This window comes from Acinetobacter sp. AS23, from assembly GCF_023612055.1.
Classification (GTDB): Bacteria; Pseudomonadota; Gammaproteobacteria; order Pseudomonadales; family Moraxellaceae; genus Acinetobacter; species Acinetobacter oleivorans.
The window spans coordinates 2555292-2570332 of record NZ_CP082274.1; the positions used below are offsets into that span (position 1 = coordinate 2555292).

Annotated in this window: 14 protein-coding genes and 1 riboswitch; of the genes, 5 read left to right on the forward strand and 9 right to left on the reverse strand. The window is 41.1% G+C overall.

All coding sequences use genetic code 11. From position 1 onward, the window contains the following. Positions 1-18: 18 nt before the first annotated feature. From K6I41_RS11905 to K6I41_RS11920, 4 genes are all read left to right on the forward strand, one after another. Positions 19-1359 (forward strand): MFS transporter, encoded by a 1341-nt coding sequence (locus K6I41_RS11905; RefSeq protein ID WP_250374388.1) that lies wholly within the window; start codon positions 19-21, stop codon positions 1357-1359. Further along, positions 1352-1753 carry a hypothetical protein gene (locus K6I41_RS11910; RefSeq protein ID WP_250374389.1) on the forward strand — a complete coding sequence of 134 codons (402 nt, stop codon included), beginning with the start codon at positions 1352-1354 and terminating at the stop codon, positions 1751-1753. Before K6I41_RS11905 ends, K6I41_RS11910 begins: the two co-directional genes overlap by 8 nt. Before the next feature lie 95 nt (positions 1754-1848). Further along, the gene (locus tag K6I41_RS11915) at positions 1849-2793 is read left to right on the forward strand and encodes an ABC transporter permease (RefSeq protein ID WP_250374390.1); all 945 of its coding nucleotides are present in this window, start codon (positions 1849-1851) and stop codon (positions 2791-2793) included. Further along, a complete protein-coding gene (locus tag K6I41_RS11920; RefSeq protein ID WP_250374391.1) occupies positions 2793-3674 on the forward strand; it encodes an ABC transporter ATP-binding protein in 882 nt (293 codons plus the stop codon). Before K6I41_RS11915 ends, K6I41_RS11920 begins: the two co-directional genes overlap by 1 nt. A gap of 51 nt (positions 3675-3725) precedes the next feature. On the opposite strand, the gene K6I41_RS11925 is transcribed toward K6I41_RS11920, so the two are convergent. The 5 genes from K6I41_RS11925 to K6I41_RS11945 all read right to left on the reverse strand — a co-directional run bounded on the left by K6I41_RS11925 (position 3726) and on the right by K6I41_RS11945 (position 7719). Then, positions 3726-4748 carry an ABC transporter substrate-binding protein gene (locus K6I41_RS11925; protein WP_250374392.1) on the reverse strand — a complete coding sequence of 341 codons (1023 nt, stop codon included), beginning with the start codon at positions 4746-4748 and terminating at the stop codon, positions 3726-3728. Continuing rightward, a complete protein-coding gene (gene atzF / locus K6I41_RS11930) occupies positions 4745-6556 on the reverse strand; it encodes an allophanate hydrolase (protein WP_250374393.1) in 1812 nt (603 codons plus the stop codon). The genes K6I41_RS11925 and atzF overlap by 4 nt, the downstream gene beginning before the upstream one ends. A 12-nt stretch (positions 6557-6568) precedes the next feature. Next, positions 6569-7003 carry a CopG family ribbon-helix-helix protein gene (locus K6I41_RS11935; RefSeq protein ID WP_001118705.1) on the reverse strand — a complete coding sequence of 145 codons (435 nt, stop codon included), beginning with the start codon at positions 7001-7003 and terminating at the stop codon, positions 6569-6571. A 4-nt stretch (positions 7004-7007) separates the two neighbouring features. Then, on the reverse strand, positions 7008-7133 hold the full coding sequence (locus tag K6I41_RS11940) for a hypothetical protein (protein ID WP_001000625.1): 126 nt from the start codon (positions 7131-7133) through the stop codon (positions 7008-7010). 220 nt (positions 7134-7353) lie between these two features. After that, positions 7354-7719 carry a winged helix-turn-helix transcriptional regulator gene (locus K6I41_RS11945; protein ID WP_250374394.1) on the reverse strand — a complete coding sequence of 122 codons (366 nt, stop codon included), beginning with the start codon at positions 7717-7719 and terminating at the stop codon, positions 7354-7356. Positions 7720-7812: 93 nt separating this feature from the next. Between K6I41_RS11945 and K6I41_RS11950 the strand changes: the two genes are divergently transcribed. Then, positions 7813-8349: an NAD(P)H-dependent oxidoreductase gene (locus K6I41_RS11950; RefSeq protein WP_009388792.1), complete on the forward strand. Its 537-nt coding sequence runs from the start codon at positions 7813-7815 to the stop codon at positions 8347-8349. Positions 8350-8388: 39 nt separating this feature from the next. Here the strand turns inward: K6I41_RS11950 and uca are convergent, their stop codons facing one another. The 4 genes from uca to K6I41_RS11970 all read right to left on the reverse strand — a co-directional run bounded on the left by uca (position 8389) and on the right by K6I41_RS11970 (position 14883). Further along, positions 8389-11994, reverse strand: a complete 3606-nt coding sequence (uca, locus tag K6I41_RS11955) for an urea carboxylase (RefSeq protein ID WP_250374395.1) — start codon at positions 11992-11994, stop codon at positions 8389-8391. A 2-nt stretch (positions 11995-11996) separates the two neighbouring features. Then, a complete protein-coding gene (locus tag K6I41_RS11960; protein ID WP_250374396.1) occupies positions 11997-12650 on the reverse strand; it encodes an urea amidolyase associated protein UAAP2 in 654 nt (217 codons plus the stop codon). Positions 12651-12665: 15 nt separating this feature from the next. Then, positions 12666-13406 (reverse strand): urea amidolyase associated protein UAAP1, encoded by a 741-nt coding sequence (locus tag K6I41_RS11965; RefSeq protein ID WP_250374397.1) that lies wholly within the window; start codon positions 13404-13406, stop codon positions 12666-12668. A 28-nt stretch (positions 13407-13434) separates the two neighbouring features. Then, positions 13435-13530, reverse strand: a riboswitch (guanidine-I (ykkC/yxkD leader). A 189-nt stretch (positions 13531-13719) separates the two neighbouring features. After that, entirely contained in the window at positions 13720-14883 is a 1164-nt protein-coding gene (locus K6I41_RS11970; RefSeq protein ID WP_250374398.1) for a zinc-dependent alcohol dehydrogenase, read from the reverse strand. Positions 14884-15041: the final 158 nt, after the last annotated feature.

Sequence of the window (15041 nt, forward strand, 5' to 3'; positions counted from 1 at the left end):
GCCTGCACGGAGGTAGGTATGTCTTATCGATATAAAATAGCAACAGTGTTTTTACTTGGGTTCTTTATTGATTGCATCAACATTTTTATGTCTGCAATTGCATTACCTAATATTGCATCGTCATTTTCAGTTAGCCAATCCATGGTCGCTTGGGTAACAAATGCGTATATTCTCGGCCTCATTTTAATTATGCCTATAAGTTTATGGTTAGCCACCAAACTTGGGAACCAAAAATTATTGTGTTATTCAATGCTGTTATTTTCGATAAGCATTTGCTTTATTGGCTTTAGTGAATCGATTTATAGCTTAATTTTTTGGCGATTTATTCAAGGTGTAGCTGGAGGCTTATTAATTCCAGTCGGGCAAGCTATCGTATATGCCTTATTCCCGAACCAAGAACGCCAACGCATTTCTACCATGATTATGGCAATTGCACTGATTGCGCCAGCTTTTTCACCTGCGATTGGCGGCATGATTATTGATTCATTTGACTGGCGATGGGTATTTTTATCAAACCTTCCTTTTTCTTTACTGGCAGCAGCTCTGGCATGGTTATGGATTAAAAAAACAGAGAATGTATCGAGTGAAAAACCAGACATAAAAGGCTTGGTTATTTTTAATATAAGCCTATTATCTTTATTACTCTCCTTTTCATTTTATAGTGATTACCATAACGCCTTATTCGCTATAACGAGTTTTCTAATTTCAGTCGGAATGCTCATTTTTTATATTCGACATGCGAAAAAAATTTCCCATCCTGTTCTTAATCTTCAGTTATTAAAAAATAAAAATTTACGTAATGCATTTATTGTCTATTACGCTGTTCCGGGTATTTTTACTGGCGTTAACTTACTCAATATTTTTAATTTACAGCTTAACTTTGGCTTTAATGCAAAACAAACTGGTTTATTCATGTTGCTCTATGCAACTGGGGCACTCGCAGCCATGATTAGTGGTGGCCTGCTCTATCAACGGTTAGGTAAAAAGTCTCTTCTTATTATTGGAATAACCCTACATAGCCTTGGCATATTTCTTTTGTTTTGTATTTCAAGCACTAGTCCAATCAGCTTTTTAGTTGTTGCTTATTTATTGATGGGTATGGGTGGTGGTCTAAGTGCCAACATTGCCCAAATTAGCTCACTGATTGATTTTTCAGGCCAAGATTTATTACAAGGAAGTGTGCTCTGGAATATTAATCGACAAGTTTCATTTAGTGTCGGTACTGTTGTTCTCATTTCCATATATAACTTGATGTCTGGCTCAAGCGATCTGCTTCGCTATCAACATACTTTTTTAATTGCAGCTTTGCTCTGCTTACTTTCACTCATGCCCGTTTTAAAGGAGAAAACCCATGTCTAAACAAATGGATCAAGCCATTCAAAGTGTCATTGACCTACATGTTTTAATAGAAAATGTATTTACAGGAAAAAATGCAGAGCAAAGTCTGAGCCCGCTTTTAGATAGCTTTGATCAAAATTTTAAGATGGTAACGGTTCAAGGTCACAGCATTGGTTTCGCAGAAGTGAATAGTTTATTTAGTCAGAATATCGGAAAAAAACCTTCTTTAAAAATCGACATTATTAAGAGTACAGCTTTATACGAATTTGAAAATTATTGTTGGGTGCAATATCAGGAACATCAGCAAACTGATGAAACCGAGACAGTACGTACCTCTACAGCCTGCATTAAAGTATACGGCGAAAAATGTTATTGGGTTTATTTACATGAAACTTTAGTTCCCTCATCTTCTTAACTCATCTAAAGCACCTTAAAGATGGCACCTATTTTGCTTAACAATATTACGTTTTATGAAAATCGTAATACTGATCATAATGGGGAGCTCTCGATATGGGTTATGTTGCAAAGGAATTTACGCGAAAGAACAAGCTGATTCTCAGTATTTGTTCTTTCGTTATTCCAATATGTCTTTGGTGCGCAATCAGTTACTTACCTTTTGTTTGGCATCCTCAAGTACAAATCACGAGTTCGGGAAGTGTTTCTTACTTACAAGTAGGAAGTCGCATTGATAAAAATGTGTTCTATCTCGAAGCACAAAATGCAGTCAATCGAAATTCTGCACCACCACAAGGTCTTTTGGTCAATCCGATTTATTTACCTGCTCCCCATGAGGTCGCTAAGGCTTTAATCACCGCCTTTACCACGCCACCAGAACAACCTGATTCCCCGTGGTTTCACCAAAGTTTATGGCACAGTATCAAACTGGTTTTTTCAGCCTTTTTTATCTCTTCCCTGATTGGGATTCCACTGGGTATTTTGTGTGGTTTTTCTAAGCGAATATCACTCTTAACAGAACCTTTTGTTGAGTTTTTCCGTTACTTACCAGCTCCCGCCTTTGGAGCACTTGCAGTAGCAATTTTAGGGATTAATGATGCACCTAAAATTGCCATTATTGTGATTGGTACGCTATTTCAACAAATTCTCATTATTGCCAATACCACCCGTATGGTAGATCGAAGCTTAATTGAAGCTGGCTATACGCTTGGCACCAATAAGCTCAAAAGTTTATTTCATGTGGTGATTCCTGCTGCTCTACCTGATATTTACCGTGATTTACGTGTGTTACTCGGCTGGGCTTGGACCTACTTAATTGTTTCAGAGTTGATTGGTACGACCTCGGGTATTACGTGGTTTATTACCCAACAGGCTCGCTATCAAAACTTTGACAATGTCTATGCAGCTATTTTGATTATCGGGGTGATTGGTCTGGTCTGTGATTGGCTATTAATGAAGTTAGGTGAGCGGATGTTCACTTGGAAAGTAGGAGCAAAATAATGAACGATTCAACATTTAACGTGCATGAATACTTTCAAAAAATTTATGAACGCCCTGTTATTTTAGAAGCCAAACAACTGAGCCAAGTCTTTAAGCATGGTCACAGCGAACGCACTGTTTTAAATAAGCTCGATTTAAAAATTCATAAAAGAGAATTTATTTGTGTGATTGGTCCTTCTGGCTGCGGCAAATCGACACTGAGCCGTGTTATTGCAGGTTTAGACCCATACCATAGTGGAGAAGTTTTAGTAGACGGCGAATGCATTACGGGTCCATGTCCTGAACGCGGCATGGTGTTTCAGGGCTATACCCTTTTCCCTTGGAAAACTGTAAAAGAAAATGTGATGTTTGGTCCGCAAATGCGTGGGGCTAGCCAAATGACAGCCGAAGCTCAAGCACGCGAATGGATCAATATTATTGGTTTAGAAAAATATGAAAATCAGTATCCACATCAACTTTCTGGTGGCATGAAACAGCGGGTTGCGATTGCTAGAGCTTTGGTTAATCAACCTAAAATTTTGCTCATGGACGAACCTTTTGGTGCACTCGACCCACACACTCGTCAAAAAATGCAAAAGCACTTAATGGATTTATGGCAAAACATTGATATCACCATTATTTTTGTCACCCATGACATGGATGAAGCTATTTTACTGGCAGACCGAATTGTGGCGCTCAAAGCCAATCCCGGTGAAATTAAGGAAATTATTGAAGTTAATTTACCGCGTCCACGCTCACTCGACTTGATGAGCACACCTGAGTTCAAACAACTTCGGGCACGGGTAGATTATTTAGTTCACGCTGAAGAAGATGAGCTTGACCCTGCTTTACAAGACTTACCAAAAATTCCACGTATGACTCAGGTCAGTACAGAAAAATAAGTCAGACATAAAAAAGCCCAAGTTCATCTTGGGCTTTTTTATGTCTGGAGTTTATTTAAGTTGTTCTATGAGTGTTGGATAAATCAACCCATCTACATTTTGTTCAGTTTTATAAATACCGTTTTCAACGTTAAATTTATTGACGTGATAGCTAGAGCCATAAATTGAGTCAAAACCTTGAGATTTAGCAAATACTTTTTTATTGGCACTGATATCTAATAAATGCGTACCGCTGACCATCAACTCATATTGCTTTGGATCAACCCCTGAACGGTTTGCCATAATTTTAACCGCATCGGCATGGGTTATAGGGTCATTAATATATTTAACTGTTTTATCCCACACTTGAATGATTTTTTTCCATTCCTCTTGATGAGCAGTTAAGTGGCTCATGTTGACTGTTAAGGTGTCATAAATTAAACCCGGCTTGTCTTTAGAGGTATAGATAATTTTAGAGCCTGCCACTGCTTTTAATGCCTGACCTGCAACAGGTTGCCAAACAGCAATCGCGGAAATATCAGGGCTATTAAACACTTGAGGTAATTGGTTAGTGGCTGAGTTTACTAGCTTCACCTCATTCGCTTTAATGTTATGGTCGGTTAAAGCTGTCGCTAGTAAAAGATGATCAACCAAGCCTTTTTCAACACCGATTGATTTTCCTTTTAAATCTTGAATGGTATTAATGCCCTCCTTCGCAATAATGACATCATTGCCCGCAGAATAATCTGTTGCCATGATCATCATGCCTTGCGTACCGCCCGAAGCTGTTACCAAGTTATCGCCATTGGTGACCAACACAGCATCGAGCTGATTTGCCGAAAAGGCTGAAAGCGAAGCCGAATAATCAAACCATTTAAACTCTACATTTAACCCTGCTTCTTTTAACCAACCTTTTTCAATGGCTACTTGCCAAGCCACCCAGCCCGGCCAATCACTATATCCAATCGTAATTGGTTTTGTATTTGTGGATGCCTGAGTGTCTTGTTTAGCCTCGGGCACTTTAGCAGTATTGTCACACCCACCCAATACAACTGCCGATAAAATAGATACGGATAACAACGCTTTTTTAATCATATAGAAACTTCCCCAACATTTTTATTAACAACACTTTGAGCGGTTTGATTGAGTGACTGTATATAGGCTCGCCAGCCTCCAAAATGGCTAATATCGATTGCATCTTGAATGGCATAAGCTTCGCAAATAAAGCCTTTGACCCATGTACCATCTTTTAATTTGAGGTTCCCAATGCCAAGAGGTGCAGGTACTTCAGCCACAATGGCTCCAAAATTTGCTAAAGGAACATCCCATACTTCGACTTCAATTGATGTCCCTGCTGCATCGTATTGCAGGCCAGGTTTTGGTGGCGTGGTATTTTTTAAGGCAAAAAGTTTATAAGTGTCTGCTGTCTGGGTTTTCTTAAGCAAAGTGGCCTTGCGACTAGTCAGCTGAAAATTAAGCGGCATACCTGTTAAGTGTGCTCCCACAACAGCTAGCTGCACTGAATGATTCGACTGGATGTTTATACTTTTTTGATAATGTTGAGTTGATTTACCTAAACTCAGCGATGTTTCGGCTTGCCAAAGCTGCGCAAAATTAGCAAGTGCCTGATCGTGCCAAGCTGGTGCAATAAAGGTTACGCCGTTTGGTAGGCCGTCTTCACGAAGTAGATTAGGTAAAGCTAAAGCAGAAAGATCAGCAAAATTAACGAAGTTGGTATAGGCCCCCATGTGCGCGTTTTTAGTCAATGGGTCGGCTTCAACTTCGGCAATGGTGTAAATGGTTGGCGCTGTCGGCACCATCAAGGCATCAAAAGGTTGTAATGCCAAATTAATTTTTCGAGCTAATACGGCGCGGTTATATTCTGCTTGAAGTGCATCTGATGCCTTGAATTTATCTGCCTGCGCAATAATTTGAGCAATGACTGTATGAGCCTTTTCACGTGTTGTCATGCGTTCAACGGCGACTGTTCTTTCCGCCACCCAAGCATCGTTATACAGTGCGGCAGCAAGCTCATTAAACACGCTGAAATCAATACTCTCAACGTCATAGCCCAGTTTTTTTACACGCTCAATTGCAACAAAAAAAGCTTTTTCAGATTCCAGATCGCCATAAAACTCAAGTTGAGCTGGAATGGCAATTTTTCGTTTAGAAAACTGAGTCGGTACATTGGCTGGATGCATTCGTGAATATTCATCTGTTTCATCGTAACCCTGCATTAAACTGGCAACGGTCCAAGCGTCATCAATATGCAGTGCAAAAATAGAAATGACGTCAATAGTCCGACAGGCTGGAATTAAACCTATGGTAGAAAACCAGCCCTTTGTCGGCTTAAGACCCACAATATTGTTATGGCCCGCAGGAACACGGCCTGAACCCGCCGTGTCTGTACCTAGACTAAAAGGCACAATGCCGTTGGCAACCAGTACTGACGAACCCGAGCTTGAACCACCGCTAATATATTCAGGGTTAAAACTATTTTTTACTGCACCATATGGAGAGCGAACGCCAACCAGCCCCGTTGCAAACTGATCGAGATTAGTTTTACCAATCACAATCGCCCCTGCTTTTTTTAGCTTGGCAACTACGGCAGCGTCTTGCTTAGCTAAATATTGAATCCCTTTACAGGCAGCAGTCGTGTGAAAGCCAGCGACATCAATGTTGTCTTTAACTGCAAATGGCACACCGTATAGAGATAAGTCAGCAATACTCTGGTCTTGTAAAATATCAATTTGTGCCTGAATCTGCTCATTCGATGCAATTTCAATCCATGCATGGTCATCATTTTTAATTTCTGCAACATAACTAATCAGATCTCTAAGATGGATTTGCCCGTTTTGATATGCTGTTTTCCAGTCTTGGATAGTCCATAAATTTTTCAACACGCTACTCCTCATTTAGTCATTTTGCTGTATAGGTGGCATGACGGCATCCATCAGTTCTAAATGCCCTTTAATCACACCTTTAAGCACAATAAATTGCTGGCTAATTTGTCTGAGCTCAGAACTAGCCCCTTGCATTAACATGACTTGCAATATCTTTTGTTGGTCGAGCTGAATATGAAGTGAGCTAATTACCTGCGCTAAAAACTGTTGCTGCAAATCGACCAATTGATTACGCAAGGTCATTTGGCTAGCGTCATAAAGCAGCGTTAAGGTGCCCACCATGACTTCATTGGCCTGCGCCTGCTCTGCAATTAAGTGTTTATTAATCATATCGACAATAGCTTGCGAGCGACTTTCATAGTTCTGCTCGACAATTTTTTGATCGAGTGCATTGAGTGTCGTTTCAGGTACGGTAATACTGATTCGAGCCAACTTTTGTTTTGCCACAGTCTTATCCTTTTGTTTTAGGCGGCTGATTGTTTTGCTTGATATATACGCCTGCACGTACGCTAAGCAATTCGACTAAAAAGGCTTTTAAAGTTGGCTTTGGTTGAACCACAGGTTTTACATCGTTCATATCGCACCTCTAGCTTGGTATTACCAAATTCAGTTTTTGTATTACTGATAAGAGATGCAGAAAATGTGCCAGTTTTTAAGCATCGTTTTGCTGGGCTTTATGGGTATTTATGAGTGATTTTTGGGCAAAAAAAAGCCCCATGCACAGGGATGGGGCTAATTGAAGTGAGCATTAAAAAATCAATCTTTTATATTAATTATAATAATTGTGAATCGAACTTTTATTCTGAAACCTCAGATAGACTAATCAAACTATGAGCCCATATATATAAAGAATCTAAAACTGGCCTAAAAGTTTTTCCAAAATCTGTCATTTCATAGACAACTTTGATCGGTGCTTTTTCACCATAAACCGTTCTAGAGATTAAACCGCTTTGCTCTAACTGCTTGAGTTGAAGACTTAACGTCATTTCAGTAATTGTAGGAATGAGTTGCTTGATTTCATTAAAGCGTTTCGGCTTATCTTTTAAATAATACAAAATCACACATTTCCATTTTCCACCCACCAAGTCCATAGCCATACTAATATGACATGGATAAGTTTTTCCATTTACCGTGACTTCACATGTATTTTCAGTATTTGCCATTTTTAAACGCTACCTATCAACTTTGATAGTTATTGTACGCCAATACTATAAAAATTATAGTGACTATTATTTTTATAGTTTAAAGGCACTCTCATGGCTTTACTGATTTTAGCTCATCCCTACTACGCTCAATCGATTGCAAATAAAACGATTGTGAATGAACTCGTAAAAACCTATCCAGACCTTGAAGTCCGAGATATTTTCCAACTTTATCCAGACTACCAAATTGATGTGAGTGCTGAACAAGAAGCCTTGTTACGCCATGACACCATCATTCTGCAATATCCAATGTTCTGGTTTAATATGCCGGCAATTTTGAAATTATGGTTTGATGAAGTTTTTACTTATCAGTTTGCTTATGGCTCTCAGGGCGATAAATTAAAAGACAAAAAAGTCATTATTAGTATGACGGTCGGCCAAACAGAAGCCAACATGGTGAACGACCAAGAAAACTTAATCGATAGCTTTTTAAAAGCGGTTCAATATTCAATTCAATATACGCAAATGCAGTTAAGCGCCACTTACTTGCTTTATGACGTTTCGCCTTTATCAGGTAACCCAGAGTCGAAAATTAAATTAGAAGCGGTTGAACATGGTCATAAAGTATTAAAGCATTTGACCGAAGCATAATAAAAAAAGAGAGCATCAATATTGATGCTCTCTTTTGGTTTAAGCGACAGGTGCTAAGGTAAATAGCACTTGTCCTGTTTTTACGGTTTGCCCTTTTTCAATGGTAATGGTTTCTACCTTCATACGTTCCGGCGCAATAATTGGAATTTCAATTTTCATTGCCTCAATTACCGCAAGGGTTGCACCTTCTTCAACAATATCACCCGATGCACATTCGATTTTCCAGATTGACCCCGGCATGTGTGATTCGACTGTACAGCCTCCTTCAGGAATAACCACGGTTTGACCTTCATCAACCGCATCTAGGCTTTCAGAAATATATTCTTGCAGGCCTGCTTCGTGCCAACGGCGGCGTTCAGCCTCAAAGTTAGCTTGCTGTGTATCTTTAAAGGCTTGAATACTGTCTTGATGCGTCTTTAAAAACTCGTTGTATTCTTTTAAGTTGAGTACACCATCTTCAATACGAAGTTGTAGACGACCTGCCTTAAAGTCTTCACGCATTTGCAGAAGTTCAGCCTCAGAAACTTCATAAAACTTAACTTGGTCAAAAAAGCGTAATAACCACGGTTTGCCATCTTCGAAGTCGGCATTTTTACGATAACGACTCCACATTTGAGTGGTACGACCAACGAATTGATAGCCGCCCGGCCCTTCCATACCGTACACACACATATACGCACCGCCAATACCTACAGCATTTTCAGGTGTCCAAGTTCGCGCAGGGTTATATTTTGTGGTGACTAGACGTTGGCGTGGGTCGAGTGGTGTTGCAACGGGCGCACCTAAATACACATCGCCTAAACCCATCACCAAATAGTTTGCGCTATAGACCACATCTTTAACTGCTTGCTTGGAAGCCAATCCATTAATACGGCGGATAAACTCGACGTTATCTGGGCACCACGGCGCATCTGGCCGAACAATTTGTGTGTAGCGCTCGGTGGCAAGTTGAGTTTGTGAATCTTCCCAAGCCAAAGGCAAATAGACAGTACGTGAGGGCACCTGCATATTTTGAATGTCAGGTAACTCGGCTTCTGCTTGCTGAAGTTTCTGTAAAAGCTCAAGTTGATCGAGCTGGATTGAATCAAAATGAATTTGTAGTGAACGGATGCCTGGTGTTAGGTCGATAATGCCCTGAATGTTTTGATCTTTGACCCATTGCATGAGCGCATGAATACGGAAGCGTAAATTTAGATCGAGTACTAACTCGCCATATTCCACCAATAAATTGCTATTTCCAGCTGGTCGATAGGTCACGCTTGGTAAATCAGTTTCACCTTCTAAAGTGGCCAAAACAGCATCTTTTAAAGTGTCGGGTTCTGCTTGAATGGCTGGGTTGAAATCGATCTGAGTTGTATCGGTCGCGGTTAAGCTTTGATGATAATTTTGGTCGAGTGCTTTTGCTTGCGCATAACTCACAGGCACAAATTTGACTTTATCACCTGCTTTTAATTGCCCGATTTTCCAAAGCTCGGAATGAATGACTACCGCAGGGCAAACAAAGCCGCCTAAGCTCGGACCATCCGGTCCCAGAATAATTGGCATATCGCCCGTAAAATCAATTGCCCCAATGGCATAAGCATTGTCGTGAATATTGGAAGGATGTAAGCCTGCCTCACCACCGTCTTCACGTGCCCACTCAGGTTTTGGTCCAATTAAACGAATGCCTGTACGGCTTGAGTTATAGTGAATTTCAAACTCATTGGCAAAGAAGGTATCAATATCTTGTTTGGTGAAAAAGTCTGGTGCGCCATGTGGCCCATACATGACTGCAATTTCCCAGTTTTGGGTAAAGCTAGGAATTTGCGCTTGAGCTAAGGCGATGGTCGATTGAGCGGAATATTCAGTAATCGGCAGCATATCACCAATTAATAAATTACGGCCCGCGTGTCCACCAAATTGACCCAAAGTAAAAGTCGCCTGTGACCCTAAATAGTCAGGAACATCGAAACCACCTTTAACACCAATATAGCTACGGCAACCTGAACGGATAAGCCCACATTTTAAAACTTGGCCTTTTTTTACATTGATGGTTTGCCACATCGGCACAAGTTCACCATCAAGTTTTGAAGGCATATCACCGCCTGTAATGACAATTTGGCTGTCGCAGTGAAACTTTAAGGTCGGCCCTTGTAAGGTGCATTCAAGCCCTGCGGTATTTGGTTCATTGGCTAAAAGCTGGTTTGCCACAGTTAAACTGAGTGGATCAATAGCACCTGATGGCGGTACACCGACATCCCAATAACCTAATCGACCTGTTACGTCTTGAATGGCAGTTTGAATACCAGACTGCAATACTTCAATTTTTTGAGTTTTCCATTCAAACGTATTTAAAAATCGGGTGGTTTGAGTACCCAAAGCAAACACATCGCAAGCAATAATGTTTTGCAAATATTCCAGATTGGTTTCGATGCCTGCGACTTGCGTATTTGCAAGACTAGCACTCATTGCCTCTATGGCTTGGTGCCGTGTTGCAGCAGTTACAATGATTTTGGCAATCATTGGGTCATAAAAAGACGACACCGTTGAACCTGTTTCTACCCATGTTTCGACTCGGGCTTGCGGGTCAAATTTAACATGTGTGAGTAGACCTGCACTCGGCTGGAACTGTTTAATCGGGTCCTCGGCATAAAGACGAACCTGAATGGAATGTCCTGTTGGCTCTAACTTTTCAGTGGGTGCTGACCAGTCGCCACTTGCCAAAGTAACCATCCATTCGACTAAGTCGACACAAAATACTTGCTCGGTCACACCGTGCTCGACTTGCAAACGCGTGTTGACCTCTAAGAAATAAAATTCTTGGGTTTCGGTGTCCATGACAAACTCAACCGTGCCTGCCGAGCGGTAGTTCACCGACTGCATGAGTTGAATCGCAACTTTTTGTAAATACTCACGTTGCTGTTCATTTAAGTGTGGCGCGGGTGTTTCTTCAATGACTTTCTGATTACGGCGTTGTACCGAACAATCACGCTCACCCAACGCTAAAACTTGCCCTTGCCCATCACCAAAAATTTGAACTTCGATATGGCGCGCATGTTGTACAAATTTTTCTAAATATAAACCTGCATCTTTAAAATTGACTTGCGCTAAATAAGATACGGTTTGATAAGCATCTTTTAACTCGGTTTCATTCCAGACCAGACGCATACCAATACCACCACCGCCCGCGGTACTTTTCAGCATGACCGGATAGCCAATACGTGCTGCTTCGGTTAAGGCCTCAGCTTCATCTGCAAGTAGTGAACTGCCCGGAAGTAAAGGCACATTGCTTTGAATTGCGAGTTCACGTGCAGTATGTTTTAAACCAAAATCGAGCATTTGGCTTGAAGTAGGCCCAATAAACGCAATACCTTGGCTTTCGCACAAATCACAAAACTCGGCATTTTCAGATAAAAAACCATAACCGGGATGGATGGCTTCTGCTCCCGAGTGTTTTGCAACCTCAAGGATTTTTTCAATATTTAAATAACTTTGATGTGCAGGCGCAGGACCAATCAAGAAAGCTTCATCGGCTAAAGTCACATGTAATGAATCTCGGTCGGCTTCCGAATAAACAGCCACCGAAGCGATCCCAAGTTTTTTAAGGGTGCGAATGACGCGACAGGCAATTGCACCGCGGTTAGCAATTAGAACTTTTTTAAACATGCTTACACCCCTTCCGCTTCACGGACAACCAGTTGAATTTTGGTTGGGTTATAGGCATTACATGGGTTATTGAGCTGAGGACAATTGGAAATTAAAACAATTAAATCCATTTCTGCCCGAACTTCGACATATTTCCCCGGACCTGAAATTCCATCATCAAATTTAAGCTGACCGTCTGGCGTAACGGGCACATTCATAAAAAAGTTAATGTTTGGACCGATATGACGGACATTTAAACCATGCTTTTTTGCAATCGGGTGTTTTGCCAAGGCATACATAAAGTTGTTACGGCAACTATGCATAGAATACGTTTCATGTGCATAGCGAACTGTATTACTTTCACATGAACAAGCACCGCCAATAGTGTCATGGCGACCACAGTTATCATCATGAATAACGGCTATTGGACGGCCAAAGTTACTGTAGAGCTTGGTGCCCTTTTCTAAATAGATTTGTTGGTTGATGGCCAAAGTATCCATTGCGCTATAACGCTCAGTTGGGTTTTCGGCGCTCATAAACAAAGTATCGACGGCTTGGTTTCCTTCAAGGTCAATAATTCGAAAATATTGGCCCTTTTTAACCTCGCACATCCACGCTTCACCCGCAGGACAAACTTCATTTAAAACTGCTTTTTCAAATGATTGTAAAACTGTCATGATGCTTCTCCTGATTTAAATATTGCTAAGCGCGTAGTAGCGGGCTGTGTTTTGAAACGCGCGCTGATTTTGCGAACATGCATCACGACAAATATCGCTGTCTGTTAGAGAATTTGCTTTAAATAAACTAAGTTGAATATCGGCAGGTTGATAGCTTGGGCTGGTTTCTAAACCATGCGGTGCAGCAGATAAAAATATTAAGCAGTCCATTTCAAAGCGCAGTTCAATGCTTTGATCGGTGTTGTCAGAACTGACATAAGACAAAGCACCGTTTTCATCTGGCACAACTTTAGAAAATAGATTAATGGCAGCACTCAGGTCTTGGCTGGCAAGTCCGTATTTACACATTTCAATGAGTAAACTGTCTAAGCCATTTTGGTACATATCATTGCGGGCATCTTGAAATGTACGCTCACCGAATTGCTTTTCAATTTGCTCAGGTCGGCTTGGGCCACAAAGCGCATCATTCCAACCATGATCGTCATGAACAATGGAAGCCATCACACGGCCTAGGTCTGAATACAGTACATTGGAAGCTTTTAAATAAGCGGTATGTTGTCCTTTTAAACTGTCGGGCATGTTAAAACGTTCAAGCACATCGGCAGCATTTACACAAAACAAAGAAACATTTGCCTGAGCGCCAAGCGAAGTAAATCTAAGAATGGTTCCTTTTTGAATACGACCTGACCAGTGATGTCCTCCGGGTAAAAGTTCGGTCCAAATTGCCTGATTGTTATGATAACTTGCAGTGTTCATAGCTACTCCTGTCGGATAGTTTTAGACTTCCTCCCGGGCTTTTATCCCTCCGTGTAGTTCGCTAGGAACCGTGAACTCTCGGTCCAGACATACTGTAAGTATCGGAACCCTAGATCACTTTTAATTAATTATGACTATGCAAAGGACATGCCAGCTTAGTATTACGATTTTGATTAAAAGTAATACTAAACTTGAGCTGTTTGGGTGCGGTTTAAGTCCAAAAATAAAAAACTGCACTCAAAATTGTGCATCTTGAAAATAAAAAAGCCCCTTTCATTAAGAGGCTTAAAACTAAATTATAAGATTGAGAATCTTAAGGAAGCAGAATTACCTTACGGCAGTCCTCTTCTCTTTCATTAAAAATGCGATATCCCTCTGCGGCATCTTCTAATTTCATTCGATGGGTAATAATCGTTTCAGGTGACAAATCACCACGCTCAATCAATTCCAAGAGTTGCGGCAAATATTGATGTACATGGGTTTGGCCCATTTTAAAAGTTAGTCCTTTATCAAAAGCATCGCCAAATAAGAAACCATGAATCGGGCCTGCATATACACCTGGTACGCTGACCACACCACCACGGCGAACAGCAGCAATACATTGACGCAGTGCTGCACCACTTGAACCTTCAAGCTTTAAATTGGTCAGGACTGTTTCAATCACACTGCCTTTTGCCTCGAAACCAATTGCATCAATCACCGCATCGACACCGTGATAATTGTCGGTATGTTGAATAATAAATTCAGCCGCATCGACTTCATCAAAATTAACTGGAATGGCACCGTATGTTGCCGCTGCATAGTTCAATCGATAGTCATTGTGATCGACCATAAATATCTTTTCTGCACCAAGCATCTTGGCACAAGCGGCACTTAATAGTCCGACTGGCCCTGCACCATAAATTGCAACGGTTGAGCCACGTTTCACTTGGGCATTGGTCACGGCTTGCCAAGCAGTCGGTAAAATATCAGTCAAGAAAAGTACTTTTTCATCTGACAGTGAAGTTGGCACTTTAAAAGGGCCTTTATTGGCTTTTGGCACACGCACATATTCCGCTTGCCCGCCCGGTACACCGCCGTAAAGATGACTATAACCAAACAAAGCTGCGCCTGGTGGAATCTGCTTTTTATTAATAATTGCGCCGCGCCCTGTATTCGTGGTTTCGCAGGCAGCGGTCAGGTCTAGTTGGCAAAAGAAACATTCGCCACAGGCAATCACAAAAGGAACAATCACTCGATCACCCTTTTTGACTGCGGTGACGGCTGGGCCGACTTCTTCAACCACACCCATAAACTCGTGCCCAAAGATATCGCCTTGTTCGGTTCTAGGGATTTTGCCTCGATATAAATGTAAATCAGAACCACATATCACTGTGGCAGTCACTCGTAAAATAATGTCATCCGGTTCTTGAATAATAGGGTCTGCTACTGTTTCTACTCGAACATCTTCTGCACCGTGGTAAGTAAGAGCGCGCATATTGTTATTCCTCTATTTTCTATGATGTCCTTTGATTATGAGGAGGCTTTCTTTACGGTTTGCAACGATTCTTACTCTTCACGTAAGACATATAGTTCAAGTGCAACGCGATAGGAATTTCAGTAACATTTAATGTATGTAGGATTATTTCAGCTAGG

Excerpts from the sequence above, each read along its gene's own strand:
- K6I41_RS11945 (WP_250374394.1), bottom strand. The coding sequence starts at position 7,719 with ATGGCAAATACTGAAAATACATGTGAAGTCACGGTAAATGGAAAAACT.
- K6I41_RS11910 (WP_250374389.1), top strand. The coding sequence starts at position 1,352 with ATGTCTAAACAAATGGATCAAGCCATTCAAAGTGTCATTGACCTACAT.
- K6I41_RS11965 (WP_250374397.1), bottom strand. The coding sequence starts at position 13,406 with ATGAACACTGCAAGTTATCATAACAATCAGGCAATTTGGACCGAACTT.
- K6I41_RS11960 (WP_250374396.1), bottom strand. The coding sequence starts at position 12,650 with ATGACAGTTTTACAATCATTTGAAAAAGCAGTTTTAAATGAAGTTTGT.
- K6I41_RS11950 (WP_009388792.1), top strand. The coding sequence starts at position 7,813 with ATGGCTTTACTGATTTTAGCTCATCCCTACTACGCTCAATCGATTGCA.
- K6I41_RS11925 (WP_250374392.1), bottom strand. The coding sequence starts at position 4,748 with ATGATTAAAAAAGCGTTGTTATCCGTATCTATTTTATCGGCAGTTGTA.
- K6I41_RS11920 (WP_250374391.1), top strand. The coding sequence starts at position 2,793 with ATGAACGATTCAACATTTAACGTGCATGAATACTTTCAAAAAATTTAT.
- K6I41_RS11970 (WP_250374398.1), bottom strand. The coding sequence starts at position 14,883 with ATGCGCGCTCTTACTTACCACGGTGCAGAAGATGTTCGAGTAGAAACA.
- K6I41_RS11915 (WP_250374390.1), top strand. The coding sequence starts at position 1,849 with ATGGGTTATGTTGCAAAGGAATTTACGCGAAAGAACAAGCTGATTCTC.
- uca (WP_250374395.1), bottom strand. The coding sequence starts at position 11,994 with ATGTTTAAAAAAGTTCTAATTGCTAACCGCGGTGCAATTGCCTGTCGC.
- K6I41_RS11940 (WP_001000625.1), bottom strand. The coding sequence starts at position 7,133 with ATGAACGATGTAAAACCTGTGGTTCAACCAAAGCCAACTTTAAAAGCC.
- K6I41_RS11905 (WP_250374388.1), top strand. The coding sequence starts at position 19 with ATGTCTTATCGATATAAAATAGCAACAGTGTTTTTACTTGGGTTCTTT.